The organism is Streptomyces sp. MBT53 (genome assembly GCF_016654115.1).
Lineage (GTDB): Bacteria > Actinomycetota > Actinomycetes > Streptomycetales > Streptomycetaceae > Streptomyces.
The window spans coordinates 58,358-79,831 of sequence record NZ_JAEQAZ010000056.1 but is presented as its reverse complement, the minus strand read 5'-3'; the positions used below and the strand labels follow the sequence as shown (position 1 = coordinate 79,831).

Genomic DNA, 21,474 nt, shown 5'->3' with positions numbered 1-21,474 from the left:
CTCTGGGGCTGGGGCGGGGGGCTGGGTCGTGGCGGTGGCCGTAGCCGTAGCCGTTGTGGCCGTGGCGGTCGCGGCGGTCGCGGCGGACTTCCGCTCGCGCTGGCGGGCGCCGTCGGCCAGGATCCAGCGGCGGTGGGCCTCGACGAGTTCGTCGGGGGTCGCCTTGCAGAGGCGGGCGAACCGCTCCACGGGGGCGTACTCGGTGGGTACGGCGTCGCCGTTGCAGTAGCGGTGCAGTGTCGACGTGCTCATGTGCAGCCGCTTCGCGAGCACGCCGTAGCTCAGCCCCGAACGGTCCTTGAGCTCCCGTATCAGCGCCGCGAAATCGGCCGTCTCGTCCACCACTGCCGCCCAGCCCCCATTCCAGTCCAGCGTTCCAGGGAAGCCCTGTTCCCCCAGGTAAGAGCCGGTGCGAACGTTCCAGGTTCCCGTAACTCACGGCTGCCGTGGCGGGTGGGACGGAAAGCGGCACAAGCTCTGGTCATCAAAGCACGCCGCCCGCCGACCGGTTGGACGGCGGGCGACCTCCCGCCTCTCCGAAAGGGAGCACAGCCATGTCCGCGTTCACCGCCCGTCCCCGTCTCCGTACTCGCACCCGTACTCGCCTCTTCGCCGCCGCGACCGTCGCGCTTGCCGCGCTCTCGCTCACCGCCTGCAACGACAAACTGGGAGTACAGGACGCCGGCGCGGTCTCCCCGAACTCCTCCCCGGTGACGACCTCGACGCCGTCCGGGACGGGGACCGGCCAGCGCGGCGGCAGCACGTCGGGCGGCTCCTCGACGGGGAACTCCTCCACGGGCGGTTCCTCGACCGGCGGCGGCACGGGGTCGGGCGGCAGCAAGACGAGCGGCGGCTCGGGCTCGACGTCCGGCTCGGGTTCGGGCTCTGGCTCTGGCTCGGGTTCGGGGAGCTCCGCGTCGCGCGTCGCCTGCAGTGGCGCCAACACCAAGGTGACCGCCCAGCCGGTCAGCCGCCCCATCAACCACATGCTGCTCACCGTCACCAACACCGGCTCCAAGACCTGCGACCTCAACTACTACCCGGCCGTCCGCTTCGGGGAGGCCCAGGCCGTACCGCCGGTCATCAAGGACTCCCAGCCGCAGGCGGTGACCACTCTCGCGCCGGGCGAGTCCGGCTACGCGGGCATCGCCCTCTCCGGCGGAAACGACGGCAGCGGCACCAACGGCCGCACCGCCAAGTCCCTCTCCGTCTACTTCTACGACCGCAACAACAACAGCATCACCCCGGGGGCCACCCCTGCCCTCCCGAGCAAGGGCGTCTACGTCGACGACTCGCTGCGGGTGACGTACTGGCTGAGCAGCGCGCAGGATGCGTTGACTTACTGAGGCGGGGCTACACAGAACAACCGACTACCGACTACCGACCACCGACCACATGGCACATGGCACATTGGAGGGCCGGTACTGGATCTGGATTCAGTACCGGCCCTCCAACGTGCCACGCGAAAGGATGCTCATGAAGTACGTCACGGCCGTCTGGGACGACGGAGGGTTCTTCCTGGATGCCGGGGCCTATCTCGCCGAACTGCCGCGTCTGCGCGCCGACTTGCCCCCGGGCGCCCGGTCCTTCGCCACCGACCCCGGCCACTACGACATCGCGGGCGCGACCCGCTGTGTCAAGGACCTGGAACTGGCCGGGGTCCACCTCGCCACCGACAAGAGCGGCGGCTTGGTCCTGGACTTCACGCCCAACAAGTTCAAGCACGACACCGGCCTGCGCATCAGCTACTCGGGCGTGACCCGCTTCTCCGTCGACTACGACCACTCCATCGACTGGATGCCGGCCGACGCCGTCCTCCTCGACGAAATCCTCCCGGACGAGAACGGCGGCTGCACACACGAGATCGCACTGACCGACGCGACCGTCCTGGTCCGCTGCGGGGACCTGGAGGCGGTGTGGGGCGGCACTGACGCAGTTTCGCCATGATGTCCGGGACGGCAAGGTCCGCCGGCAGCGTTCCGTGGAAAACCCGCATGATCGCGACGTGCTCTTGCCACTCGGGCGCGCTGAGGTACGTGTACGCGTCCCAGCTGTCGACGCGCCTCCTCGTCGGCGCCGGGAGCTGCGCCGGATGCGGATGCCCCCATGCCCGTGAGGTTCGCGGCGCGTACGGGCGCCGCCGGTGAGCGGCCGAACACGAGGTCGAGCCAGGCGATCATCTTCCGGCCGCCGCATGCTCGTCCTCGGTGACGGGGCCGTGTTCTTCCCGCAGCCGGTCGACCAGTTCCAGGAGCCGGTCCCGGTCGCGCTTGGAGCGCAGCGCCTCGGCTACGTACGCCGAAAGGCCCCGCTCCGCTGCGTCCGCGCGGATCTCGTTCAGGCGGCTGCGGCGGGGCGTGGGCTGCCGTGGAAGACCTGGAAGGTGTGCCAGGAACGGTAGGCCGCTGCCACGGGGCGGGCACCCGGTTGGGGACCGATGAGTGGGCGGCCGGCGAGCGCTGTGACGTGCTCGCGGGCGGCGGGACTGTGGCCGACGAAGCGCTGTGAGACCAGGATGTGGTGCTCGTCGCCGATCCCGAGGACTCCCTTGTCGAAGAGCTTGTGGTGCAGCGAGCACAGGCACAGTCCGTTGTCGACGTCGTCGGGGCCGTCGAACGCCCACCAGCGCACGTGCGCGGCCTCCAGCCCGACCGGTACCGCACCGATCCTGCCGTCGTAGCCGCAGAAGGCGCACCGGTACTCGTAGGCCGTCAGGACCTGCTCGCGCATCCGCGGGTCCCGCCGTTTCCGCGCGGTCGGGAGCTGTTCGGTCTCAGCCGCCTCCAGTTCCAGGCCGACGGCTTCACACAGTTCGCCGTGGAGTGAGGGCGGGAAGTTCAGATCGAGCAGGACTCGTGCCATCCGGCCGAGCAGCGACGGCTCGCGCCGCAGCGCCGCCTGCAGTTCTGGCGCCAATCGCCCTGCGGCTCCGACGGCCCGCAGCTCCTTCACGCCGCTGCCGGGACTGCCCGGACCGCGGTCGGTACGCACCTCCCAGACGCCGTCGCTCACCAGATGGTGAAAGGGGTAGGCGGGTGTCGTCCTGTTGGCCGGGCCGTACTCGGCCAGCAGTTGCCTGAGGTCGTTCTCCACCGTGCTGTACCGCAGTTCGCCGTCGGCATCCTGCTGGAACCGGCCGAGCGCGTACAGGAACAGCAGCGGCTTGTGCGGAGCGCGGGTCCCGCTTCTGGTCCACTGCCTCAGCTTCGCGGTGCGCTCCAACCAGTCCATGACCGGCGATCGTATTGGTACCTCGTCGAACAATGATCCGCCCATGTGACAGGGCGTGGGCAGGCTCCTGGGGCCCTTGATACGAGACCTCCCGCTGTCGAACGGTGTCCGGGCTGAGGACGAACCATGTCGGGCCGCTCATCGCCGAGCAGGGCCGCGCGCGACGAGGTCCACATCAGCTTGAAATGGGAGCCTCGGCCGACCAGAACTTCGAGTGGACGTTGGGAGCAGGCAGTTGTTTCTTTGAATAGTCCGGGCCATTGGGGCTGCTGGTCGGTGAAGCGACATCGGATTTTTCGACACACGGGGTGGTGACGTTGAAGTGGGCCTGCCCGTTTGTTCCGATCAGAACTTGGAGCTGAAATCCGTCTTGAGTCCTGAAGTTAGCCGCAAGCCCATTCTCGCTGGCGGCAACAAATTTATATCCCGCACTCTTCCAGTGACGTTCCACTACGCCGAGAAAGCTACTGCGCCGCTGGGCTGAGATTATCGTCATAACTGAACGTTCGCGGTCTACGTAACAGTCGCCAGGCATGGAGTATGTGTGAGTCCACTGCACAGCAGGCTTGATAGCGGAAAAAGTCTTGTCAAGAATGGAATCTGCCCGATCGGCGGCCTCTTGCATGTTCATGCTCGACCCTTTCTCCTTACCGGATGACGCAGTGTTTGACACTCCGCACCCGGCGACCATCAGGGAAAGTGCCGCCACTGCCATCAACCTGATTTTCAACGCGGCGTCTCCCTTGTGACATATCCTGGCTGTCCGGCCACGATGGCTGCAATATTTCGCGCCGAGACCTGGTCCTTCCCGTCTTCCGGGGAGAAATAGTTCGAATGCGCTTCGAATGTAACCGACTTCCAGACGTCTGGAAAAGTCGGCTCGATTGGATATGGCCCAGGGAGAGTGGTGAATCTGTTTGCGCCGAATGCCTTGCTCGCTGGATCTTTGCCGAACCAGAGGTCGTCGTCACCTTGATCCGCAATGTCCCCGAAGAGGTATGCCGCCGCCGGGCCACCGCCAAAGAATCCGACGGTACCGGCAATGGCCTCCTTCTCCGATGGGAGGTGGCTGACGGGGTCGTTCTCGGCGGCCCCTACCCATACGTGCCCCTTACCCACTCCGAGATCATCAGCTGAATTCGCACCGACACCAGGACTTCCGACGAGGATGATATCGTCCGCCCCGGGGATCCCGCCAGGTTCTTGCGCAGCCGTTCCTACAGTCAGGGAACCATAGGAGTGGCCAATCGCGGTGATGTGTGGATCGGAATTTTGATTTGTTGCCGAAATGCCACTCATGAAACTGTTGTATGCGGGAGCGCCCTTCTCGGCGTCTCCCTTGGTCATCACGTCAGCGGACTGAGGGGCGTCATATCCCAGCCATACAATGGAAGACGAGGACGGGTCGATGCTTTGCGCATCTTTGGCTGTATCAAAGGCGCGCTTTACGGTGCCGTCGGCGAAACTCCCATCGAGTTTTGTACCCAATCCTGGTACATAGGCTGAGACGTTCTTCGATGTGTCGGGATTGCCGAACGCGACGATCGCCCGGCCATTCCCTTCGTCTCCGATTCCGAGCAGGAGCATGGGCGGAACGCTACCAGCGAGAAGCTTTTTCTGGATTCCCTTCAGCCCATCCAGCTTCGTTTGGGAATCGTCATCGTGTTGACCTTCCAGTTTTCCGACAAGTGTTTGTAGATTCTCCCGGTTGACCTCGTCGCGCACCACGGACGGAATTCCGTCCAGGTTGCCGATGATCTCTGGAAACGCCCTCTTGTACTCATCGCGCTCCTCATCGCTGAGGCCGGCCCACCACTTCTCGCGATCGGCGGCAGACTTGTCCAGCGGGATGTGGTCCCTGATGTATTCGCTCGCCGCCGTGCTGACCGTATCGACATCGGCTGCCACGTCCGCCCACGTCTTGGAGTCGACGGTCAACCCCGGCGCCGCCTTGAGCTTGCCCAGCGCCCCGCTGTACCTCTCGTCGATCTCCGTGGCTTCCTGCAGGGCGTGGGCGATGCGGTCGGCGACGTCCTGGGCCTTCGCGCGGTGGGGGTTCGCGCTGTGCAGGCCGGAGGTGCCCGGGCCCGGTCCGGGGGTGTAGATGCCGTTGTTACCGGTGATCGTTCCGCCTGGGATCTCCTCGCCGGTCAGTTCGTTCTCGCCGCCGGCGGGGTACACGACGCTGCCGTCCGTGTTCACGGTGTACGACAGCGCCTTCGCGTCCTCCAGTGCCTCAAGCAGGCGACGTCTAGGTGCGGCGATTTCGGATGAGAAGCCATTGAGCGCTCCGCTGATCAGGCCGCACTCGACCTGGGCGTAGTAGAAGTTCTCCGACAGCTTGTGGAGCTGCTTCAGGGCCGCGTCCGCCGCCTCGCCCTCGTTGGCCTTCTGCATGGCCGTGGTGATCTGTTTGTCGATGCGGTCCCTGGCCAGGTCGCCCACGTCGCTGACCGCGCGGTACCCGTCCGCTGCCTCCGCGTACTCGGTCGGCTCGATGGCCTTGAGTGTCTTGAGATCCACTGCTCAGGATCACCGCCCCTTGCCTGAGCCGTCGGCGGTGGACCCGCCGTCGGAGTGGACCCTCAGCTCGGCGATCTCGGCCTTGATGGACTGGTCGGTCCTCAACTGGTCGTTGCCCGCCTTTTCCAGCACGCCGGCGAGGCCGTCACACAGGTCACCGATGTCCTTAACTCGGCGCTCCCAGGAGTCGTACACGCCCTTCTGCGCTGCCGCGGTCAGGCACCCGGAACCCTTGTCGAGTCCGGTCTGGCCGTCCTCCAGCTTCGTCAGCGCCTTGCCCGCGGTGTCCCGCAGTTCGCCGACGCCCTCGCCGGCCGCGGACCACGCCTTCCTGTCCGACCTCAACTTGCCGGACGGAGTGCCGGCGCTGCTCGTGCCGCCGCCTCCCGGATCCATCGGCAGCGAGTTGAGCTGCATCCGCGCAGAGTGCCGGTCGATCGCGTCGGCCTTGAGCTGATCCCACTCCTCCCACGCCATGCGTGGCCCCTCCCCGTGTTCTGTCCTACGCCGCCAAGAGATTGGCACAGTCCGACCGCAACACTCTGGTGATCGAGCAGCACAGTAGCGTTACCGCATCTTGTGCCTCATCCGTATCGGCCACCAGTGCGTCTGAGTAGCTGTACTCAGACGGCACCAGGTCCTGGCCGTCGCCTGCGGACGACAGCAGCAACGGCGATCGTGGCTCCGAGCAGTACTGCGCCACCGATGCCCAGCGCCACCCAGGAGGTGCCGTCCTCCTTGTACGCGGAGGCTGCCGCAGCCGAGCCGTCATCCTTTGCCGGCGCAGCCGTGCCCGTGGACGCAGAGGCGTCCGAGGAAGGCGAGTTCGAGCCCGCGAGGTCGGGGAGGGGGTACTTGTCCGCGGGACCCGGATCGCCGGGGTTCGTCAGTGCGATGCGGGGGCGTACGGCGCCGTAGCCGAGGTAGTCGGTGCGGTTCTTGCCGCTCTTGGGTTTGCTGGCGGTGTTGAGCATGACCCGCAGGACCTGGTTGTTGGTCCAGCTGGGGTGCTTGGACCAGATCAGGGCGGCGGACGCGGAGGCGAGGGCGGTGGCGTCGCTGGTGCCGCGCGTCTCGCACACCTTGGTGCTGGATTCGAGGCAGGCCGCGACGATGCCCGCTCCTGGCGCGACCAGGTCGACCTGGGGCCCGTGCTGGGACTCCTTCGTCGCATTGACTGCACTGTCGATCGCCCCGACGCCCACCACACCGGGAATCGCTGCCGGGTACTCGACTTCGTTGAGGGCATCTCCGGTGTTGCCCACGGCCGCGAAGATCAGCTTTCCCTTGGACAGGGCGTAGTCGACAGAGTCGGTCAGCTGCTGTGAGTGGGCCGTGCTTCCCAGCGAGATGTTGATGACCTTGGCGTCCGAATCCGCAGCTAACCGGATGGCTTTGGCTGTGCTGGTGGCGAAGTCGTCCTGGTTGCCGTCGGTACGGTTGCGCTCGACGAAGTCCGGTACGCGGATCGGCATGATCTTCGCGCCCGGGGCCAGGCCGTAGGAACCGTTGGTGGCGCCTCTGCCACCGGTACCGGCGATGAGGACCGCCATGGTGGTGCCGTGACCGTCATAGTCCGTGCGTTCGTCTCCGGCGCGTTTGGAGAAGTCCTTCCCCGCCACGATCTGGCCCTGCAGGTCGGGGATGTCGGCCTGGACGCCGCTGTCGATCAAGGCGACGGTGACGCCTTTGCCCGTGCTGGTCTTCCACATCTGCTGGGCCTGCATGGCGTCGAGGTACCACTGCCGGCTGCGGATGGTGTCAGCGTGCGCGGGCGTGACGGCGACGCTCGCCAGCAGGACGCCTGCCATGGCCGGCACGACCGGTCCGCGTCGTCTGGCCTGCTTGCTGCGGGTGCGCATGTTCGTCCTTCTCGTCGGCGGTTCGTCGAGGCTGCTCGTGGTGCGGGCGATGCTCAGTCGGTTGTCGGCGGGATGACGCGCTGGTCGCCTTGGTGCCGGTTGCTCCCGTCGTCCGCCTGGCCCTCCGAACGGTCGCGGGTGCGTTCATCGCGAGGGGAGCGGTCAGCGCGGCTCGGGGGAGCGGCAGAGCTATCGCGGGTCGTTCCGCCGCCCTGCGGCAGCGTGCCGTCGGCATTCGCGTTCGCTCCACGTACGAGTCCCTCACCTCCCGAGGTGAACAGCGCCCTTCTGCGCTGCGGGGCCTGCTTCGGCTGCCCGCCGATGATTCCACCGGACTGGGCGGGCGACCTCGGGCCGCCCCTCGCCGTGCCTTCCCGACCTGGTACGCGTTCTCCGCTGCGGGCGGCCGGTGTCGCGCCCTCGCTCGTACCCCCTGCGACGCCGCCACGGCCCATCGGAGTCTGCTGCTCGTTCGGGGTGCCGCCGACGACTGTGCCGCGGGGAATCGCACCGGTGGATCGTCCGGCGGGAGAGACGGGGCGGCCGCCGGTGATGCCGGTGGTGCCTCTGGCCGACGTGGGACCGGGCAGCCCCCTCCTCGGCGTGCCCGGAGTACCAGTACCGGCACCGGACATACCGGGGACAGGCGATGCGGTCAGCCCGCGGCCGGGTACGTGCGGACTGCCGGACGCACCTGGCTCGGAGGGCGTGCGCAGTGAACTCCGGGCGCCGTACGCAGGACGACCTCCGCCTGTCCCAGCGCCTGGCGGAAACGTCGCGGTGCCTCCAAATCCAGGTGGGAGCAGACCAGTTGGCGACGATGTCCTGCCGTCCGGACTGCTCACTCCCGGGAGCGGGGCCGCTCCGGCGGCCGGGGCCGATGGGGTGGAAGGAAGCGTTCCCACGCTGTCGATCGCCGTGTTCGTCGGGATCGCGTTGTTCGTCGGGTGCGTATGGCTGCCCGGGACCGTATCGGGCACGTGCGCCACGCTCTCGGGGTGGTGGGGCGCGGACACCTGAGGTGCTGAACTCGTCCCGCTCATACCGGAGTCGACGGCTGTCCTTCGCCCAGAGGTCTCCACTGTCGTGACGGACTTCTGGCCAGTCGGAACGGAGACCGCGGTTTCGCCACGGGCCTCGGGGACGAACCGTTCCGGCAGCTTCGGGAACTCGGGCGCCTCCAGTGCGTCGATTTGCTCCGTCGAGGCCGTGTACGACTGGGCGAGCTTGATCATCAGGCCGGCGGCGTCGGCGCTGTCGTTGGAGTACCGGGTCTTGGCCGTCTTCACCTCGGTGGCCGAGGGGCCGCCGTCGTGGTTGCCGACGTCCGTCGCCTTGGCTGCGTGCGCGTCGAGCACCGACCGCGCGGTGGCGCTCTGCTTCCGCAGGATCTCCAGCTGGGGCTTGACCTCGTGGAGTGTGTCCGCGGCGTGGCCGAGCCACTTGCCCGCGGACTCGCTGTAGTCGCCCAGACCCAGGGTGGCCAGCGCGGCCTGGTTGCACCACGTCCGGAACGCCTCGCCGCCCTCGCCGTCCCACTCGACCGCCATGCTGTGCGTGCGCAGGTCGCCGCCGATCTCCTTGATCGTCTTGGCGGCCTGGGTCAGCAGTTCGCCCAGCTCCGTGGCCGTCGTACCGTCCGCGGGCTCGACCATGGCCCACAACTCTTCCGGGTTGTGGGCCACGAACCGGGTCTCCTTGACCATCTGCCAGGCCCGGCTGCCCCAGTCAGACATGGAGTTGCCCCGCCTTCCCTGCCGCGGGCATCGTGCTGCCACTCTTCCCCGACGTCGACACCGACATCACAGGCCACCGGCTTGCTCATCCGCCGGCTGGGAGCCCTGCTGGTCGCGGGCCGATCTGTTCGACGCGCCGCCGGTGTGTGCCTTCGCCCCCGGACTCGCCTCGTCGGCGATCAACTTGTCCGCCTCGACCCGGATCCGGCTCAAGCGGTCGCGGATGTCGTCGTCAAGGTTGTGATAGCCGCTCTTCGACGCGTCGACCGTGACGACCAGCCCCTCGATCTGCAGCGCCAGCATCTTGGACAGCTGCTCCAGGCGGGAGTGCACACGGGTGTAGGAGGCGTGCAGCGCGTCGGCCTCGTCGAAGCTCCCCAGCCGTCCTGTCGGCAGGCCACCGCCGGCGATCCTTCGCGGGGCAGCCTTCGACTGCTCCAGCTGGGTCAAGAGATCGTCGACCCGCTTCTTGAAGGCCGTCAGCGTCTCGCCCTCGACACGCAGCGCCTGCGCCACGGCGGCACCGACACCGACGAGGGGACCGATGCCCGACGCGGCGATCGCACCGGCAACCGCGTCCAGTCCAGCGGCAGTTGCCTGCGGATCCCCCGCACTGTCGACCGCCACCGCTTCCTCCCCGTACAGCACATGGCTTAGCGAGTACCTCGACTGCTCACTGGCAGTGCCTCATCCGTAACAGATGCAACTCAGCAAGATAGCTGCGATCTTGGCTCTCTGCAGAATCCGGCTCCCCCCAAGGCGTGAAGCTGGCTGAAAGCCGATCCTGTTGAGGCTCGGAGTCGATTTGCCGCTGCCACGTGCGACCTCGTGCACAGTGCCGGTTGAGCGAGAGTCGGCTGTCTACCGGACGAAGAGAGTGGGTTGTGAAGGGCCGATGCGAGACGGCAGCCGACTCTCGCTCAACGAAGCCGTGCTGAAGGACCCCGCTGTGACCACTGTGCCAGCAGGTCACCTGCGGGGACATGAGTACGAGTACTCAACTGGGGTGGCGGATCGATTGCACGGATGCAGCGGGTTGAGGGTGACCGAAATCAGGCCAGCCTCAAGATCAACTCTGTCGGACGGCGAGACCGGTGAAGAGGGGACAGGCAGGAGTGGCTGGTACGTGGCGGTACGTGGCGCAGAGCCGACCTTGACCAGCGTCCGCGGCGGCTGGTCCGCTTACTGGGGTTGGGATGTCGGGCTCGGGGGGTGTCTGCGTGTTTCGGGTGGACCTGCATGCGCTGTGTCAGCTCGTCCGCCCGGAGGTGGAGGCCGTACACCGGACCCGCCTGTCGCGAAGCCGACGTCCACTCGGGGCCCCGCGATGCAGTGAACCAACTGCCGCATCCCTCATGGATGTTCAACCGGTCACCCGCAGTTCGTCCGTCTTCGGAGCGGAGCCGCAGGCATGAGAAGCAGACGTGGTGCGGCGATCGCTCTCGTCGCTGTAGGCGGCGCGGTGACCACGATGCTCGTGGGCCTGGTCACGAACGCCGTGTCAGCACAGTCGCATTGGCCTTCCTGGCTGGGCCGGCTACAGGAGCACCCCTGGCTGTCGTTCGTCATGCTGGGGGTCGCCACGGCCGGGCTGACGGCGCTGCTTGCCGTATTGGACGATCGCCGGGCGCAGGGGCGGAGTCCGGACTCGACGGTGCGCCCGGATGACGGGTCGGGACCACCCGGAGCCGCACTGGTGCTCCGCTCGTTGCCGCGGGACACCACAGCGTTCACCGATCGGTCCGCCGAGCTGGAGTTGCTGGTGAGCTCGGTGCGTGCCTCACAGGAGAACGAGGAAGCCCTGGCCGTCCACGTGATCGACGGGATGGCCGGCGTCGGGAAGACCACCTTCGCGGTGCACGCCGGTCACGTCCTTTCCGAGCGGTTCCCCGACGGGCAGCTCTTCGTGAACCTGAACGGGCACACGACGGGCCGCAGTCCCGTGCAGGCGACCGAGGCGCTGGCCTCGCTCCTCACGGCTGCCGGCGTGCCGACGCAGCAGATACCCGTCGGCGACGACGTGAGCGCGATCACGGAGGCGCGGGCCGCCATGTGGCGGAGTCGGCTCGCGGGGAAGAAGGCGTTGCTCATCCTCGACAACGCGGCCAGCTACCGGCAGTTGGAGCCGCTGCTTCCTGGCGGGAGCGGCTGTCTTGTGCTGGTGACCAGTCGCAAGCGGCTCGCGGTGCACGAGGAGGTCGTGCTGGCGGTGGAGGCGTTGCCGCCGGATCACGCAGTCGACCTGTTCGTACGGCTCAGCGGACGGTCGGCGGACACTCTCGACCGGGACGCCCTCATTGAACTGGTACGGCTGTGCGGCTACCTGCCGCTGGGCGTTTCACTGCTTGCGGCGCGGCTGCGGCACCATCCGTCCTGGAGCGCCGAGGACCTGCGCGAGCGGCTGGTGGCCGCCCGCGACCGGCTGGGAGAACTGCGGGCCGGGGAGCGTGCGGTCGCCGCGACGTTCGATCTCTCCTACCGGGATCTCGCTCCGGAGCGCCAACGTTTCTTCCAGGGCCTTGGCTTCTACCCGGGTACGGATCTCGACGCGTACGTCGGGGCCGAGCTCGGCGCGGTCTCGCTTGCGGTCGCCCGAGAGCAACTCGACGCGCTCTACGACGCCCACCTGATCGACGAACACCCCGGAAACCGCTTCCGGCTTCACGACCTCCTACGCGACTACGCCCGCGGTCTCGCTGACGAAGGGGACAGCATGGACCACGTACAGACCGTTCAGCGTGTGTGCACCTACTACCTGGCCGTTCTCGCCGTCGCGAACGAGTACATCGTTCGCGACGGTGCGGGCGGGCCGCCTCCGCCGAACGGCACGTCGCAGGTGGAGATCCCGCCCATGGAATCGCGTACGGCCGCTCTGGGGTGGCTGGAGAACGAGCGGCCCAACGTCCTGGCCTGCATCCGGGAGGCGAACGGGCTCGCCCAGCACGACCTCGTGATCCGGCTGGCCGCGGCCATGGCGCCCTTCCTGCGGCAGGCCGGGCCCTGGGATCAGGCCGTCGGGCTCCACCGGACCGCCGCCGAGGCCGCCCGGCACACCGGCGATCAGCGGGCGCTGGCCGGCGCGCTGACCGAACTCGGTGTCGCACGGCGCTTCATGGCCGCCTACCTCGAGGCGACCGAAGCCCTGAACGAGGCGGTGACGCAGTACGAGGCCGTCGGTGACCGGCGCGGTAAGGCGGACGCCCTGAACCAGGTGGGCATCGTCTGGTATCTGACCGCGGACAACGACGCAGGGGCCCGCGCCCAGACCGAGGCCCTCGCCCTCTACCGCGAACTGGGAGACCGGCACGGACAGGCCAACTCCCTCGCGGACCTAGGCATGGTGCGTCGGCAGACGAGCCGGTTCGACGCGTCGGTCGAGGCACAGTCCGAGGCGCTGGCCATCTACCGCGAGCTCGGCGACCGGTATGGAGAGGCGAACTCCCTACGGGACCTTGGCATCGTGCACTGCCTCATGGGCGAGTACGCCCTGGCCGTCCAGCGGCAGCGCGAAGCATTCAGCATCTACAAGGAGCTGGACGACCGGGTCCACCAGGCTTACGCGCTCAACGAGTTGGGCGTGGTGCGGCGACTCACCGGCGATCTCGACAGTGCTCGCGAAGCCCACACTCAGGCGCTGGAGCACTACACCGCTCTCGGGGACCGTTTCGGCCGCGCGAACAGCATCCGCCACCTCGGGGTGCTGGACCGTCTGTCCGGCGACGCACCGACAGCGATCCGCGTGCTGGAGGACGCTCTGGAGGCGTATCGCGATCTCGGCAGCCGCGGCGGCGAGGCTGCCTCGCTGAGCGAGCTGGGCGTCGCCCGCGGGCTCGTCGGCGAGCAGGACAATGCTGTCGAGGCGTTCCGGCAGAGTCTGGAGATCCTGCGCGAGCTCGGCGATCGCTGCGGCGAGGCTGAGGTGCTGAACCACTGGGGAGCGCTGTTGCGTATGTCCGGCGAACTGGCCGCGGGGCGTGGGCGCTTCGAGCAGGCGCTGGGTCTGGCCCGGGACGTCCGTTGTCCGTTGGAGACGGCGCGGGCGCTGGAGGGGATCGGCCGCTGCGACTGGATGGTAGACGGGCCTGCCCTGGCCGAGGGGCCGCTGCGTGAAGCGGTCACCGTGTACCGGCAGTTGGGGGTGAGCGCGTCGGTCGACGACCTCGAGCGGCTCCTGGTCTCGCAGGCGGGATGAGCTGGGCACGTGGCCAGTTTCTGCATGTCGCGGGGAGTGGCGGCCCTGCTACGTTGCGAACCCATCTGTCGCTTCAACCGCGTCGCACCGTGCTGGCGTCGGCTTCCGGGCACGTCCGTCACGCATCACGAGGAGCGTTGAATGCCGTCACGCACATCCGTTCCCGCACCGCACGCCACGGCCGTCACCGGTCGGGAGTCCGCGCAGGGCAATGTGGTCCTTGACCGCGTCGCCGCCCGCGTACGGCAGCGGCAGGCAGTCGAACAGGCTGCCACGAACCGTGTCGGCGACGGCTCCCACGCCGCCTCCCTCATCTGGCCCTGGCCTTTCTGAGCGCTCTCGCTCGATGACGCTGCTCGAAGACATCGCCCCCTTCCGGACGTTCATCCTCAAGGTCGCCAACCGCTGCAACATCGACTGCGACTACTGCTTCGTCTTCAACTCCAAGGACCAGGTGGCGCGGCGGCTGCCCGCCCGGATGGACCTGGACGTAGCCCGAGCCGCGGCCCGACGGATCGGCGACCACGTCACGGCGCACGGCCTGCCGGCTGTCCATGTCGTGCTGCACGGCGGGGAGCCATTGCTCGCCGGTGCCCGGCACATGACCGATCTGCTGGACGCGATTCGGGACGGGATCCCGGATGGCACGGGCATCCGCTTCGAGCTCCAGACCAACGCCACGCTTCTCTCCGAAGCGTGGCTGGACCTTTTCGAGCAGTACGACGTGGCCGTGGGCGTCAGCCTCGACGGACCGCCGGCCTCGAACGACCGACACCGGCTGACTCACAACGGGCGGTCGAGCGCCGCCGCCACCGTGCGCGGCATCGAACTCCTGCGGTCCCGGCCGCGCCTGTTCGCGGGGCTGCTCGCCGTCGTGGACCTGGCCAACGACCCGGTGGAGGTCCACGACTACCTGGCCTCCTTCGAGCCGCCGGTGATCGACTTCGGCCTGCCGCACGCAACCCACGACGACCCGCCGCACCGCCACGACCCGAGCGTGCCCGAGTACGGGCAGTGGATGAGCCGGGTCTACGAAGCCTGGCTCGCCCGCCCCGAATACCAGCACAGCGTCCGGATGTTGGAGGACATCGTGGCGCTCAGCTCCGGCGTACGCGGCTCGGTGGAGACGCTCGGCCTGGCCCCGCCGACGAGCGTCGTCATCGAGTCCGACGGCACCATCGAGGGCGTGGACACCCTGCGGTCCGTCGAGGAGGGCGCCTCCTGGCTCGGGCTCGACGTCTTCAACCAGTCCTTCGACGAGGCCCTTCGGCATCCGAAGCTCATGCACCGGCAGTACGGCAAGGCCGCGCTCGCCGAGCAGTGCCAGAGCTGCCCGCTGGTGGACGTTTGCGGCGGCGGCTATCTCCCGCATCGTTTCAGCGCCGAGCGCGGCTACCGCAATCCCTCCGTCTACTGCGCGGACCTGGAGCACCTCATCCGGCACGTCCAGGGCTCCCTGCGGCAACACGGATGGGACGACATCTACGCGTCGAGCACTCCGCCGCCGTAGCCATGCCGTACTCCACGACGGGACCGCGCGTTGGAGCGAGTGAGTGAAGCGATTGACGAAGAACGGGAGATGCCGATGAGCGTGACGATCCGGCCCGCCGAGAAGCGGGACATCACGGCTGTGGCCGAGCTGATCGAGGAGATCGAGCGGTTCTACAAGACGACGGAGATCCAGCTGTTCGAGGAACGCCGGGCTCAGGTGGAGGAGGCCCTCTTCGGCTCCCCGCCGCTGGCGTCCGCGCTCCTGGTCGAGGACGAAGCCGGTGACATCGTCGGCCTCGCCGCCTACTCGTTCCTCTGGCCCAGTGCCGGTTCCACGCACTCCCTCTTCCTCAAGGAGCTCTACGTCCGCGACACCCTCCGTCGGCAGGGCGTCGGCGCCCGTCTCATGGACGAACTCCGCGCTGTAGCCGCCGCACGTCCCGGGTGCAGCCGCGTCGAGTGGATGACCGACCGAGACAACCCGAACGCCCGCGCGTTCTACAAGTCACTCGGGTTCGCGGAGTCCGACGGGAAGATCGTCTACCGGGTCGACACCGGCGCGGTGTGAGTCCTTGAAGCGGGGCACGGGGCCCTGCCGGGGGAAACGGAAAGAGCGGGGCTGTGAAGGAAGAACGCTGCGAGCGGTGTGAGTGCATCATCGGGCTGGGATGCGGTTGCCCACCTGACGGGGCCGTGCCGAAGGCGCGTTCTGCCTCCCGGTCGCGGCAGGAGTGGCGACGCTTCCCTGCGGACACGATCCTGATCTCGCCCACGCAGTACGCGCACCTACCCGGAGCATGCACTCACCTCACCGAAGAGTTGGTGACGGCACCAGGCTGGGGCTGGATCCCGGACCCGGCGCCCGGGCTCTGGGACCGCCTGGGCAGTAGCTGTCCGGCGGTCGCGACCGCGGGCAACACCGCGCGGAGGGCTACACGGCGGTGCGAGGAGTGTCAGACGGCGTGAGGGCTGTAGGCGCCCAGTCAGGCTCCGTGACAGTCGCGCCGTCGCCAAGCCGCGGGCCTGGCCGCCAGCGAAACCCAGGGCTGCACCGGCCTTGCCATGAGGTGACCCATGCAGGTCACCGAACTGATTGCGGCAGCGCAAGCCTGTCAGACGGCCACGCTCAGGAGAACGTCCGTCAGGCGCTCCGCCGCGTCCGGGCGGCCCACGGACCGTGCCCGCTCTGCCATCTGCTCACGGCTCTTGGGTGAGCTGAGGATTGGGGAGACCGCAGCGCGAAGCCCCTCAGCCGTGACCGCCTCTTTGACCAGAGCGACGGCGGCGCCGGCCCGCTGAAGGTGCAGCGCGTTGTGCTCCTGCTCGTTGCCCGCCGACGTCGCCAGCGGGATGAGGACGCACGGTTTGCCGAGGGCGGTGAGTTCGGCGATCGTGCCCGCGCCGCTGCGGGAGATGACGACGTCGGCGAGGGCGAGGACGTCGGGGAGTTCCGGGCCGACGAAGTCGGTGACCAGGTAGCGGGGTCGTACGTCGTCCGGGAGTTGAGCCGCGTGCCGGCGCGACTCCTCGATGGAGGTGGCCCCGCACTGGTGGATGACGTTGGCGTGGGTGAGTAGCCACGGGAGGATCGCGCGGACGACGGTGTTGATCTGGACGGAGCCCTGGGCTCCGCCGGTGATGTAGACGGTGGACAGGGTGCGGTCGAAGCCGGTCAGGCTCAGCGCGCTGATCGCCTTCTCCGGCTCGCCGGTCAGGACTTCCGGGCGTACGGGGTTGCCCGTGACCACCGCCGAGCTGCGCACGGACTCGGGCAGCAGGGGCAGCGTCGACTCCGACGAGACCGCGATGCGGGTTGCCGCACGGGCCAGGGCGCGGTTGGCCAGCCCCAGGCGGACGGTCTGTTCGTGGATGACCAGCGGACGGCGGCAGAACCTGGCGGCCAGGCCGATGGGTACGGCGACGTAGCCGCCGGTGGACAGCACCACGTCGGGTTCGAACTCGGACACGACGGTGCGGGCCTGGACGGCGCCAAGGGGGACGCGGCCCATGTCCTTGATGTTCGCCGGGGAGGCCAGCTTGAGCGGGTTGCCGGAGCGGCGGATCTTGCCCGTCGCCACCGTTTTGAAGGGGATGGCCTCACGTTCGGCGACCCGGGCCTCCAGGCCCGTCGCGGTACCGACCCACAGCACCTCCAGGCCGATGCCCAGACGGTCCAGCCGCGCGCTCGTCGTACGGATCGCGGTGAGCGCGGGGTAGGTGTGGCCGCCGGTGCCGCCGCCCGTGACGATCAGCCGGAAGGGCCGGCCGAGGGCGGCGAGACGGCGGTCGATGTCTGCGCTGGTCACGTAGTGGGGGTTCCTGTTCCGGCGGGCGCCGGGACCGTGCCCGGGCCTGGGGACATTCGGACGTGGCGGACGATATCAGGCAGCCGGACCTTCGTGAGGAGCCTTCCGACGCCCCACGGAGTGGTCCCGAACTGACCGAGATACGTGCGCAGGGTGCGCTGTTGGTCGCCGGTGAGGACGAACTCGCGTACCCCTGCCTCCGTGTACCGGAAGCGTCGCGGATCGCGGACGTTCTCGCGGCGCCGCGCGGCTGCCAGGAGCGCGTCGAGATCGAAGCGCGCCGTCTGGCTCAGCGCCTCGGGCGGGTCGGTGCGGAAGATCTCGGAGAGCGTCAGGCGGTGGTAGTCGGCGGCCTCGCGTACGAGCGCCTCGATCTGGGTGCCGCCGCCCACACCGACCCCGATGTCACGGAGCACGGCGAGACAGGCATGGGCGGCGAGGTCCGCGGTGTCTTCCAGAGCCTCGGAGAGGATTCGGGTGCGGTAGGTGTAGAGCAGGTTGTTGCCCAGGTGGCCGTCCACGTACTGGTCGATGTTCTCAGTGGCGTACGACAGCAACCTCCCCCGCTCCTCCCACAGTTGGTTGTCGGTCTCGACCCCGAACTCCTTCAGGACCGCCGTCAGGGCGGAGCCGTGGGGCAGCGTCCGCACACGCTCCAGCCAGGTCATGGGCGAGATCTGGTGGGCGCGCAGGACGGCCAGGAGGACGGCGAAGACCCCACCGTTGTAGAGGGAGGCCAGGAGCAGGTCCATCAGCCGGCACTCCCGGTAGTCCTCGTACGACATGTCGGGGACCGTGACGCACACCTCGTCCAGCTCGGCGGCGCTCAACTCCTCGCCGAGGACGGTGTAGGTGCCGTAGCAGCGCGGCATGACTCGCCACCTGGTGACCAAGCCGTGTTTCCGCCGGTACTCCTCGGTGCACATCTCGCTGCCGGGCAGCAGGGTGAGCTGGAACATGTTCAGGCGGTCGAAGCCCGCGTCGACGAGCTGGCGCAGCGTGCCGAGGTGCTTCGCCTTCGAGTCGCCAGGTAGGGCGAGGATGACCTCGCTGTACGTTCCGGCGCCGGCGTCTGCCGCCGCGAGCGCGATCTCCATGAGCTTGCCGGCGTCGATGTTCGACCTGGCAATCCTGCGCAGGACGTCGGGGTCGAGGGACTGGACGGCGCCGGACAGGCTGATCGCGCCGGGGACCTGGGCGACGGCGGACAGGACGCGGTCGCGTTGGTTCTTACCGGTGGTTACGTTGACGACGCGGGGCCAGCCGTACAGCTGCTGGCATTCGGCGAGCACCCGGCAGGTCTCGTGGTCCTCGGGGAACATGCCGAAGTTGCTGTCGGTGATGAGGAGTTCGTTGCGGGCCGAGCCCGCTTCGAGCAGTGGTTTCATGCGGCGGCCGATGTAGTGCAGCTCGTCGCGGATCTGCTGTTCGTGCTTCTTGGCGACTCGCTGGAAGTACTGGGTGCCCTCCTGGCAGAAGGCGGCACTTGAACGGGCAACCGCGATTGGTCTGCACGGTGGGGACGAGTTGGCCGTCAAAGAACTCGTCCATGAGACCGGCCGTGTAAGGGGAGGGGACGGCGGAGAGGCTGTGGATCCGCAGTCGTGGCGGCGGGGCGTGGAACATTCCGTCGTCGCTGAGGCAGTGCACGCCGGAGATATGGCCGCGGACCTCGACGCGGTCGAAGTCCTGGAGGGTGCGTAGAAGGCTGGCGAATGCGGGCTCGCCCTCTCCGGCGATGTAGAAGTCGGTCTTCCCGGCCAGGTGCTCGTGCCAGAAGACGGTCTGCTCGGGGCGGTGGAGCGGGTAGTGCGGGCCGCCGAGGACGACCGTCGTCTGCGGGAACCGTCGTTTGATCAGCTCTGCGAAGGCGAGCGAGAGGTGACTGTTCCAGATGTAGTGGGAGAAGCCGATTACGTCGGGTGGCCCGTCCTCCTCCAGTGAGGCTGCCAGCGCCTCGGGGTACTTGAAGATGCGGACGGGGTGGACGAGATCCATCTTCGTCGCCGCAAAGGTGGCCAGGCCCGCGATCGCCTGCGGCATCGTCTCGGCAGAGATCGTTTGGTGGGTGTATGTGAGGTCGGCCAGCCACACTGTCAGCGTGATCCTCGGCCGTTCAAGCGAAGAGGCGACGATAGGAGGCGGCAGCGGCGCGGGAGTTGGCATAGAGGTGCTCCTCAAGTGGAGTGAGCGAATGGGACTGGTGTACGCGTACACAGAGGGGTGATCCACATCCAGGCAAGACCGCAGGTCCCTGGTGGTGATCGAGATGGGGGATTTTCGCGGCTGGCGGCCGGATGCGGGCGCTGAACGTGGCTTACGCGTGGTCAAGGCCGAGAACGGCTCCGACGACCAGCAGGCAGGCACGACCAGCACCGCGAACTGCTACCAGTCGAAGGCGTAGCGCCTCAGCAGTCGGAACGGGTAGCAAGGTCCACAGATCAGGGGCCTGTGGTACGTCCTTGAGCGCCGTAGTCCTCGGAGACTTGGGCTTCCGAACTGGCCTGCTTCACCCCAAGGAGCGGGAAGACGCACCACGCGACCGTCCCATCGGCGCTGAACCCCCACGTCCCGCTGAGCTCGGCGACGAGAGTGTCCACCAGCCACAATCCACGCCCGCTCTCCGCGTCCGGCGCGGCTGTCCGAGGCTCGGGCGTCGCGGAGGGCGAGTGGTCGTTGATCTCCAGCCCCACCTGTCCGTCGGCACGCTGTCTTACCCGGAAACCGATGGTCGTGCCCTGTCCGTGGATGATCGCGTTGCTGACCAACTCGGAGATCACCACCTCGGCGGAGTCGACGCGGGCCGTGGGCATACGGCACACGTGCCGCAGCCACGCGGTTCCGATGCGCCGCGCCTGCTCCACACGCGACGCCTCCCGTACTAACGCGACGTCGACGGGCGACGGCAGCCCGGCACTGGGACCGATCTTGGAGGTTTCGCCCTCGCGGAGGGGGCCGGTGGAGAGCGAAAGCGTCGTGGTCGGGGCCGAGGAGACCATCGCCCAGTCCTTCCTCAGAGGTCGTGGGGCCGCGGGCGCTCGACGTGTCTGCGGCGCGCCCGACGTGGTCCAACAACGGTGCCGCGTGGGAAAGTTTCTTTTCAACGAAACATCAAAAGAAATTTCTCCGCGAACGAAAATGGCACATGACACCGCAAACGCATGGTCTGTTGCGGCACACATATCGCGTGCCAGACTGCGCGCATCGCGGTTTCGGCGAACGCATGCGATGGAAGGGCGAGCACATGGCAGCCAAACCCAGGCCGACCGTGCGACGTATCGAACTCGGTTACGAGTTGCGGCAGTTGCGCGAACGCGCCGGGATGACACTTGAGGACGTCTCCGGAAGCGGCGCCATCAAGGGTCTGTATGTCACCAAGCTGCACCGTGTCGAGAAGGGCCTCCAAGACCTGCGCAGTGCCGGCGACCTGCGCGCCCTCCTGGAGCTGTACGGCGTGACCGACGACCGCGATGTGGACCAACTCCTGCACATCCAGCGCGACGGCGCCAGCCAGGACTGGTGGACCCCCTTTCGGTCCACGATGCCCTCGGGCATGCCGCGCTTCGTCGGCATCGAGACTGCGGCCCGCGAGACCTGGGCCTTCCACCCGGCGCTCGTACTCGGCCTGCTGCAGACCGAAGCGTACGCACGCGCGTTGTACGAACTCGCGAAGCCGATCGAGGAGACCACGACGGAGTTCATCGAGAAGAACGTCCAGGTTCGCATCAGGCGCAAGGAGGCCCTCACCAGGGACGAGGATCCGCTACGCCTGCGAGCCGTGCTGTACGAACCCGCTTTGCGGTACATCGTCGGAGACCCGGACGTGATGCGGGAGCAGTACGAGCAGATCGCCGAGCTCGCGTCGCAGCCCAACGTGAGCGTTCAGGTGCTCCCTCAGACACTGCGCGGATACCTGTCCGTGCACGACTTCACGATCCTGCACCTGGACGACGGAATGCCGACCTCGGTACAGGTGGACAACGCGTGGAGCGCCACGTCCGTCTCCGACAAGCCGCGCGAAGTCGGCAGGTTCACCCGCAAGTTCAACGCCCTCACGGCGTCCGCGCTGCCGCCGGAGGACACCCCCGCGTTCCTGCAACAACTCACGCGAGAGATCAACAGATGACCCAGAA

The 21,474-nt window shown here is 67.8% G+C and carries 20 protein-coding genes and 2 pseudogenes; 9 read left to right on the top strand and 13 right to left on the bottom strand.

Annotated features, from left to right (window positions below):
* Positions 1-345: helix-turn-helix transcriptional regulator (locus tag JHN45_RS22060; RefSeq protein ID WP_201050165.1), on the bottom strand; the 345-nt coding region annotated here is incomplete at its 3' end.
* A 209-nt stretch (positions 346-554) separates the two neighbouring features.
* On the opposite strand from JHN45_RS22060, the gene JHN45_RS22055 reads away from it, so the two are divergent.
* A complete protein-coding gene (locus JHN45_RS22055; RefSeq protein WP_201050164.1) occupies positions 555-1,346 on the top strand; it encodes a DUF4232 domain-containing protein in 792 nt (263 codons plus the stop codon).
* A 130-nt stretch (positions 1,347-1,476) separates the two neighbouring features.
* Entirely contained in the window at positions 1,477-1,947 is a 471-nt protein-coding gene (locus tag JHN45_RS22050; protein ID WP_201050163.1) for a hypothetical protein, read from the top strand.
* A gap of 238 nt (positions 1,948-2,185) precedes the next feature.
* On the opposite strand, the pseudogene JHN45_RS53115 reads toward JHN45_RS22050, so the two are convergent.
* From JHN45_RS53115 to JHN45_RS22015, 8 genes and pseudogenes are all read right to left on the bottom strand, one after another.
* Positions 2,186-2,392: pseudogene (locus tag JHN45_RS53115) on the bottom strand (hypothetical protein); the annotation flags it as partial.
* Positions 2,338-3,231: a phosphorothioated DNA-binding restriction endonuclease gene (locus JHN45_RS22045; RefSeq protein WP_201050162.1), complete on the bottom strand. Its 894-nt coding sequence runs from the start codon at positions 3,229-3,231 to the stop codon at positions 2,338-2,340. The pseudogene JHN45_RS53115 and the gene JHN45_RS22045, both read right to left, overlap by 55 nt.
* 175 nt (positions 3,232-3,406) lie before the next feature.
* Entirely contained in the window at positions 3,407-3,862 is a 456-nt protein-coding gene (locus tag JHN45_RS22040; protein WP_201050161.1) for a hypothetical protein, read from the bottom strand.
* Between the two features lie 95 nt (positions 3,863-3,957).
* Entirely contained in the window at positions 3,958-5,754 is a 1,797-nt protein-coding gene (locus JHN45_RS22035) for an alpha/beta hydrolase (RefSeq protein ID WP_201050160.1), read from the bottom strand.
* A 9-nt stretch (positions 5,755-5,763) separates the two neighbouring features.
* The gene (locus JHN45_RS22030) at positions 5,764-6,231 is read right to left on the bottom strand and encodes a hypothetical protein (RefSeq protein ID WP_201050159.1); all 468 of its coding nucleotides are present in this window, start codon (positions 6,229-6,231) and stop codon (positions 5,764-5,766) included.
* Positions 6,232-6,377: 146 nt separating this feature from the next.
* Positions 6,378-7,616, bottom strand: a complete 1,239-nt coding sequence (gene mycP, locus JHN45_RS22025) for a type VII secretion-associated serine protease mycosin (protein ID WP_201050158.1) — start codon at positions 7,614-7,616, stop codon at positions 6,378-6,380.
* A gap of 53 nt (positions 7,617-7,669) precedes the next feature.
* Positions 7,670-9,352 carry a hypothetical protein gene (locus JHN45_RS22020; RefSeq protein ID WP_201050157.1) on the bottom strand — a complete coding sequence of 561 codons (1,683 nt, stop codon included), beginning with the start codon at positions 9,350-9,352 and terminating at the stop codon, positions 7,670-7,672.
* Between the two features lie 66 nt (positions 9,353-9,418).
* Positions 9,419-9,979 carry a hypothetical protein gene (locus JHN45_RS22015; protein WP_201050156.1) on the bottom strand — a complete coding sequence of 187 codons (561 nt, stop codon included), beginning with the start codon at positions 9,977-9,979 and terminating at the stop codon, positions 9,419-9,421.
* 784 nt (positions 9,980-10,763) lie between these two features.
* On the opposite strand from JHN45_RS22015, the gene haaT reads away from it, so the two are divergent.
* The 4 genes from haaT (at position 10,764) to haaN (ending at position 15,603) form a co-directional block, all read left to right on the top strand.
* Positions 10,764-13,544: a cyclophane-containing RiPP biosynthesis TPR protein HaaT gene (haaT, locus tag JHN45_RS22010; protein WP_201050155.1), complete on the top strand. Its 2,781-nt coding sequence runs from the start codon at positions 10,764-10,766 to the stop codon at positions 13,542-13,544.
* A 141-nt stretch (positions 13,545-13,685) separates the two neighbouring features.
* Positions 13,686-13,877, top strand: coding sequence for a HaaA family cyclophane-containing RiPP peptide (gene haaA, locus JHN45_RS22005; RefSeq protein WP_201050154.1), 192 nt, complete (start codon positions 13,686-13,688; stop codon positions 13,875-13,877).
* 13 nt (positions 13,878-13,890) lie between these two features.
* Positions 13,891-15,054 (top strand): FxsB family cyclophane-forming radical SAM/SPASM peptide maturase, encoded by a 1,164-nt coding sequence (locus JHN45_RS22000; RefSeq protein ID WP_201050153.1) that lies wholly within the window; start codon positions 13,891-13,893, stop codon positions 15,052-15,054.
* Positions 15,055-15,129: 75 nt separating this feature from the next.
* Entirely contained in the window at positions 15,130-15,603 is a 474-nt protein-coding gene (haaN, locus tag JHN45_RS21995) for a cyclophane-containing RiPP N-acetyltransferase HaaN (RefSeq protein ID WP_201050152.1), read from the top strand.
* A gap of 544 nt (positions 15,604-16,147) precedes the next feature.
* On the opposite strand, the gene JHN45_RS21990 is transcribed toward haaN, so the two are convergent.
* The 3 genes and pseudogenes from JHN45_RS21990 to JHN45_RS54730 form a co-directional block, all read right to left on the bottom strand.
* A complete protein-coding gene (locus JHN45_RS21990; protein ID WP_307783160.1) occupies positions 16,148-17,341 on the bottom strand; it encodes a UDP-N-acetylglucosamine--N-acetylmuramyl-(pentapeptide) pyrophosphoryl-undecaprenol N-acetylglucosamine transferase in 1,194 nt (397 codons plus the stop codon).
* Positions 17,338-18,879, bottom strand: a complete 1,542-nt coding sequence (locus tag JHN45_RS53110) for a hypothetical protein (protein WP_236583921.1) — start codon at positions 18,877-18,879, stop codon at positions 17,338-17,340. Before JHN45_RS53110 ends, JHN45_RS21990 begins: the two co-directional genes overlap by 4 nt.
* A gap of 178 nt (positions 18,880-19,057) precedes the next feature.
* A pseudogene (locus JHN45_RS54730) lies at positions 19,058-19,339 on the bottom strand (cobalamin-dependent protein); the annotation flags it as partial.
* On the opposite strand from JHN45_RS54730, the gene JHN45_RS53105 reads away from it, so the two are divergent.
* Together JHN45_RS53105 and JHN45_RS21980 are read left to right on the top strand one after the other, a co-directional pair.
* A complete protein-coding gene (locus JHN45_RS53105) occupies positions 19,314-19,568 on the top strand; it encodes a hypothetical protein (protein ID WP_236583919.1) in 255 nt (84 codons plus the stop codon). The pseudogene JHN45_RS54730 and the gene JHN45_RS53105 overlap by 26 nt on opposite strands.
* 30 nt (positions 19,569-19,598) lie before the next feature.
* Complete coding sequence (locus JHN45_RS21980) at positions 19,599-19,745, top strand: hypothetical protein (RefSeq protein ID WP_201050150.1); 147 nt, start codon at positions 19,599-19,601, stop codon at positions 19,743-19,745.
* A gap of 37 nt (positions 19,746-19,782) precedes the next feature.
* Here JHN45_RS21980 and JHN45_RS21975 read toward each other — a convergent pair whose 3' ends face one another.
* A complete protein-coding gene (locus tag JHN45_RS21975) occupies positions 19,783-20,340 on the bottom strand; it encodes an ATP-binding protein (protein ID WP_201050149.1) in 558 nt (185 codons plus the stop codon).
* Positions 20,341-20,585: 245 nt separating this feature from the next.
* Between JHN45_RS21975 and JHN45_RS21970 the strand changes: the two genes are divergently transcribed.
* Entirely contained in the window at positions 20,586-21,467 is an 882-nt protein-coding gene (locus JHN45_RS21970; RefSeq protein ID WP_201050148.1) for a helix-turn-helix transcriptional regulator, read from the top strand.
* The last annotated feature ends 7 nt before the right edge of the window (positions 21,468-21,474 follow it).

What these genes read in the sequence shown, in the direction of transcription:
- JHN45_RS21975 (WP_201050149.1), bottom strand. Translation starts at nt 20,340, where the DNA reads ATGGTCTCCTCGGCCCCGACCACGACGCTTTCGCTCTCCACCGGCCCC.
- mycP (WP_201050158.1), bottom strand. Translation starts at nt 7,616, where the DNA reads ATGCGCACCCGCAGCAAGCAGGCCAGACGACGCGGACCGGTCGTGCCG.
- JHN45_RS22020 (WP_201050157.1), bottom strand. Translation starts at nt 9,352, where the DNA reads ATGTCTGACTGGGGCAGCCGGGCCTGGCAGATGGTCAAGGAGACCCGG.
- JHN45_RS22050 (WP_201050163.1), top strand. Translation starts at nt 1,477, where the DNA reads ATGAAGTACGTCACGGCCGTCTGGGACGACGGAGGGTTCTTCCTGGAT.
- haaT (WP_201050155.1), top strand. Translation starts at nt 10,764, where the DNA reads ATGAGAAGCAGACGTGGTGCGGCGATCGCTCTCGTCGCTGTAGGCGGC.
- JHN45_RS21970 (WP_201050148.1), top strand. Translation starts at nt 20,586, where the DNA reads ATGGCAGCCAAACCCAGGCCGACCGTGCGACGTATCGAACTCGGTTAC.
- JHN45_RS22000 (WP_201050153.1), top strand. Translation starts at nt 13,891, where the DNA reads ATGACGCTGCTCGAAGACATCGCCCCCTTCCGGACGTTCATCCTCAAG.
- JHN45_RS22055 (WP_201050164.1), top strand. Translation starts at nt 555, where the DNA reads ATGTCCGCGTTCACCGCCCGTCCCCGTCTCCGTACTCGCACCCGTACT.
- haaN (WP_201050152.1), top strand. Translation starts at nt 15,130, where the DNA reads ATGAGCGTGACGATCCGGCCCGCCGAGAAGCGGGACATCACGGCTGTG.
- JHN45_RS53105 (WP_236583919.1), top strand. Translation starts at nt 19,314, where the DNA reads ATGCGGACGGGGTGGACGAGATCCATCTTCGTCGCCGCAAAGGTGGCC.
- haaA (WP_201050154.1), top strand. Translation starts at nt 13,686, where the DNA reads ATGCCGTCACGCACATCCGTTCCCGCACCGCACGCCACGGCCGTCACC.
- JHN45_RS22045 (WP_201050162.1), bottom strand. Translation starts at nt 3,231, where the DNA reads ATGGACTGGTTGGAGCGCACCGCGAAGCTGAGGCAGTGGACCAGAAGC.
- JHN45_RS22030 (WP_201050159.1), bottom strand. Translation starts at nt 6,231, where the DNA reads ATGGCGTGGGAGGAGTGGGATCAGCTCAAGGCCGACGCGATCGACCGG.
- JHN45_RS22040 (WP_201050161.1), bottom strand. Translation starts at nt 3,862, where the DNA reads ATGAACATGCAAGAGGCCGCCGATCGGGCAGATTCCATTCTTGACAAG.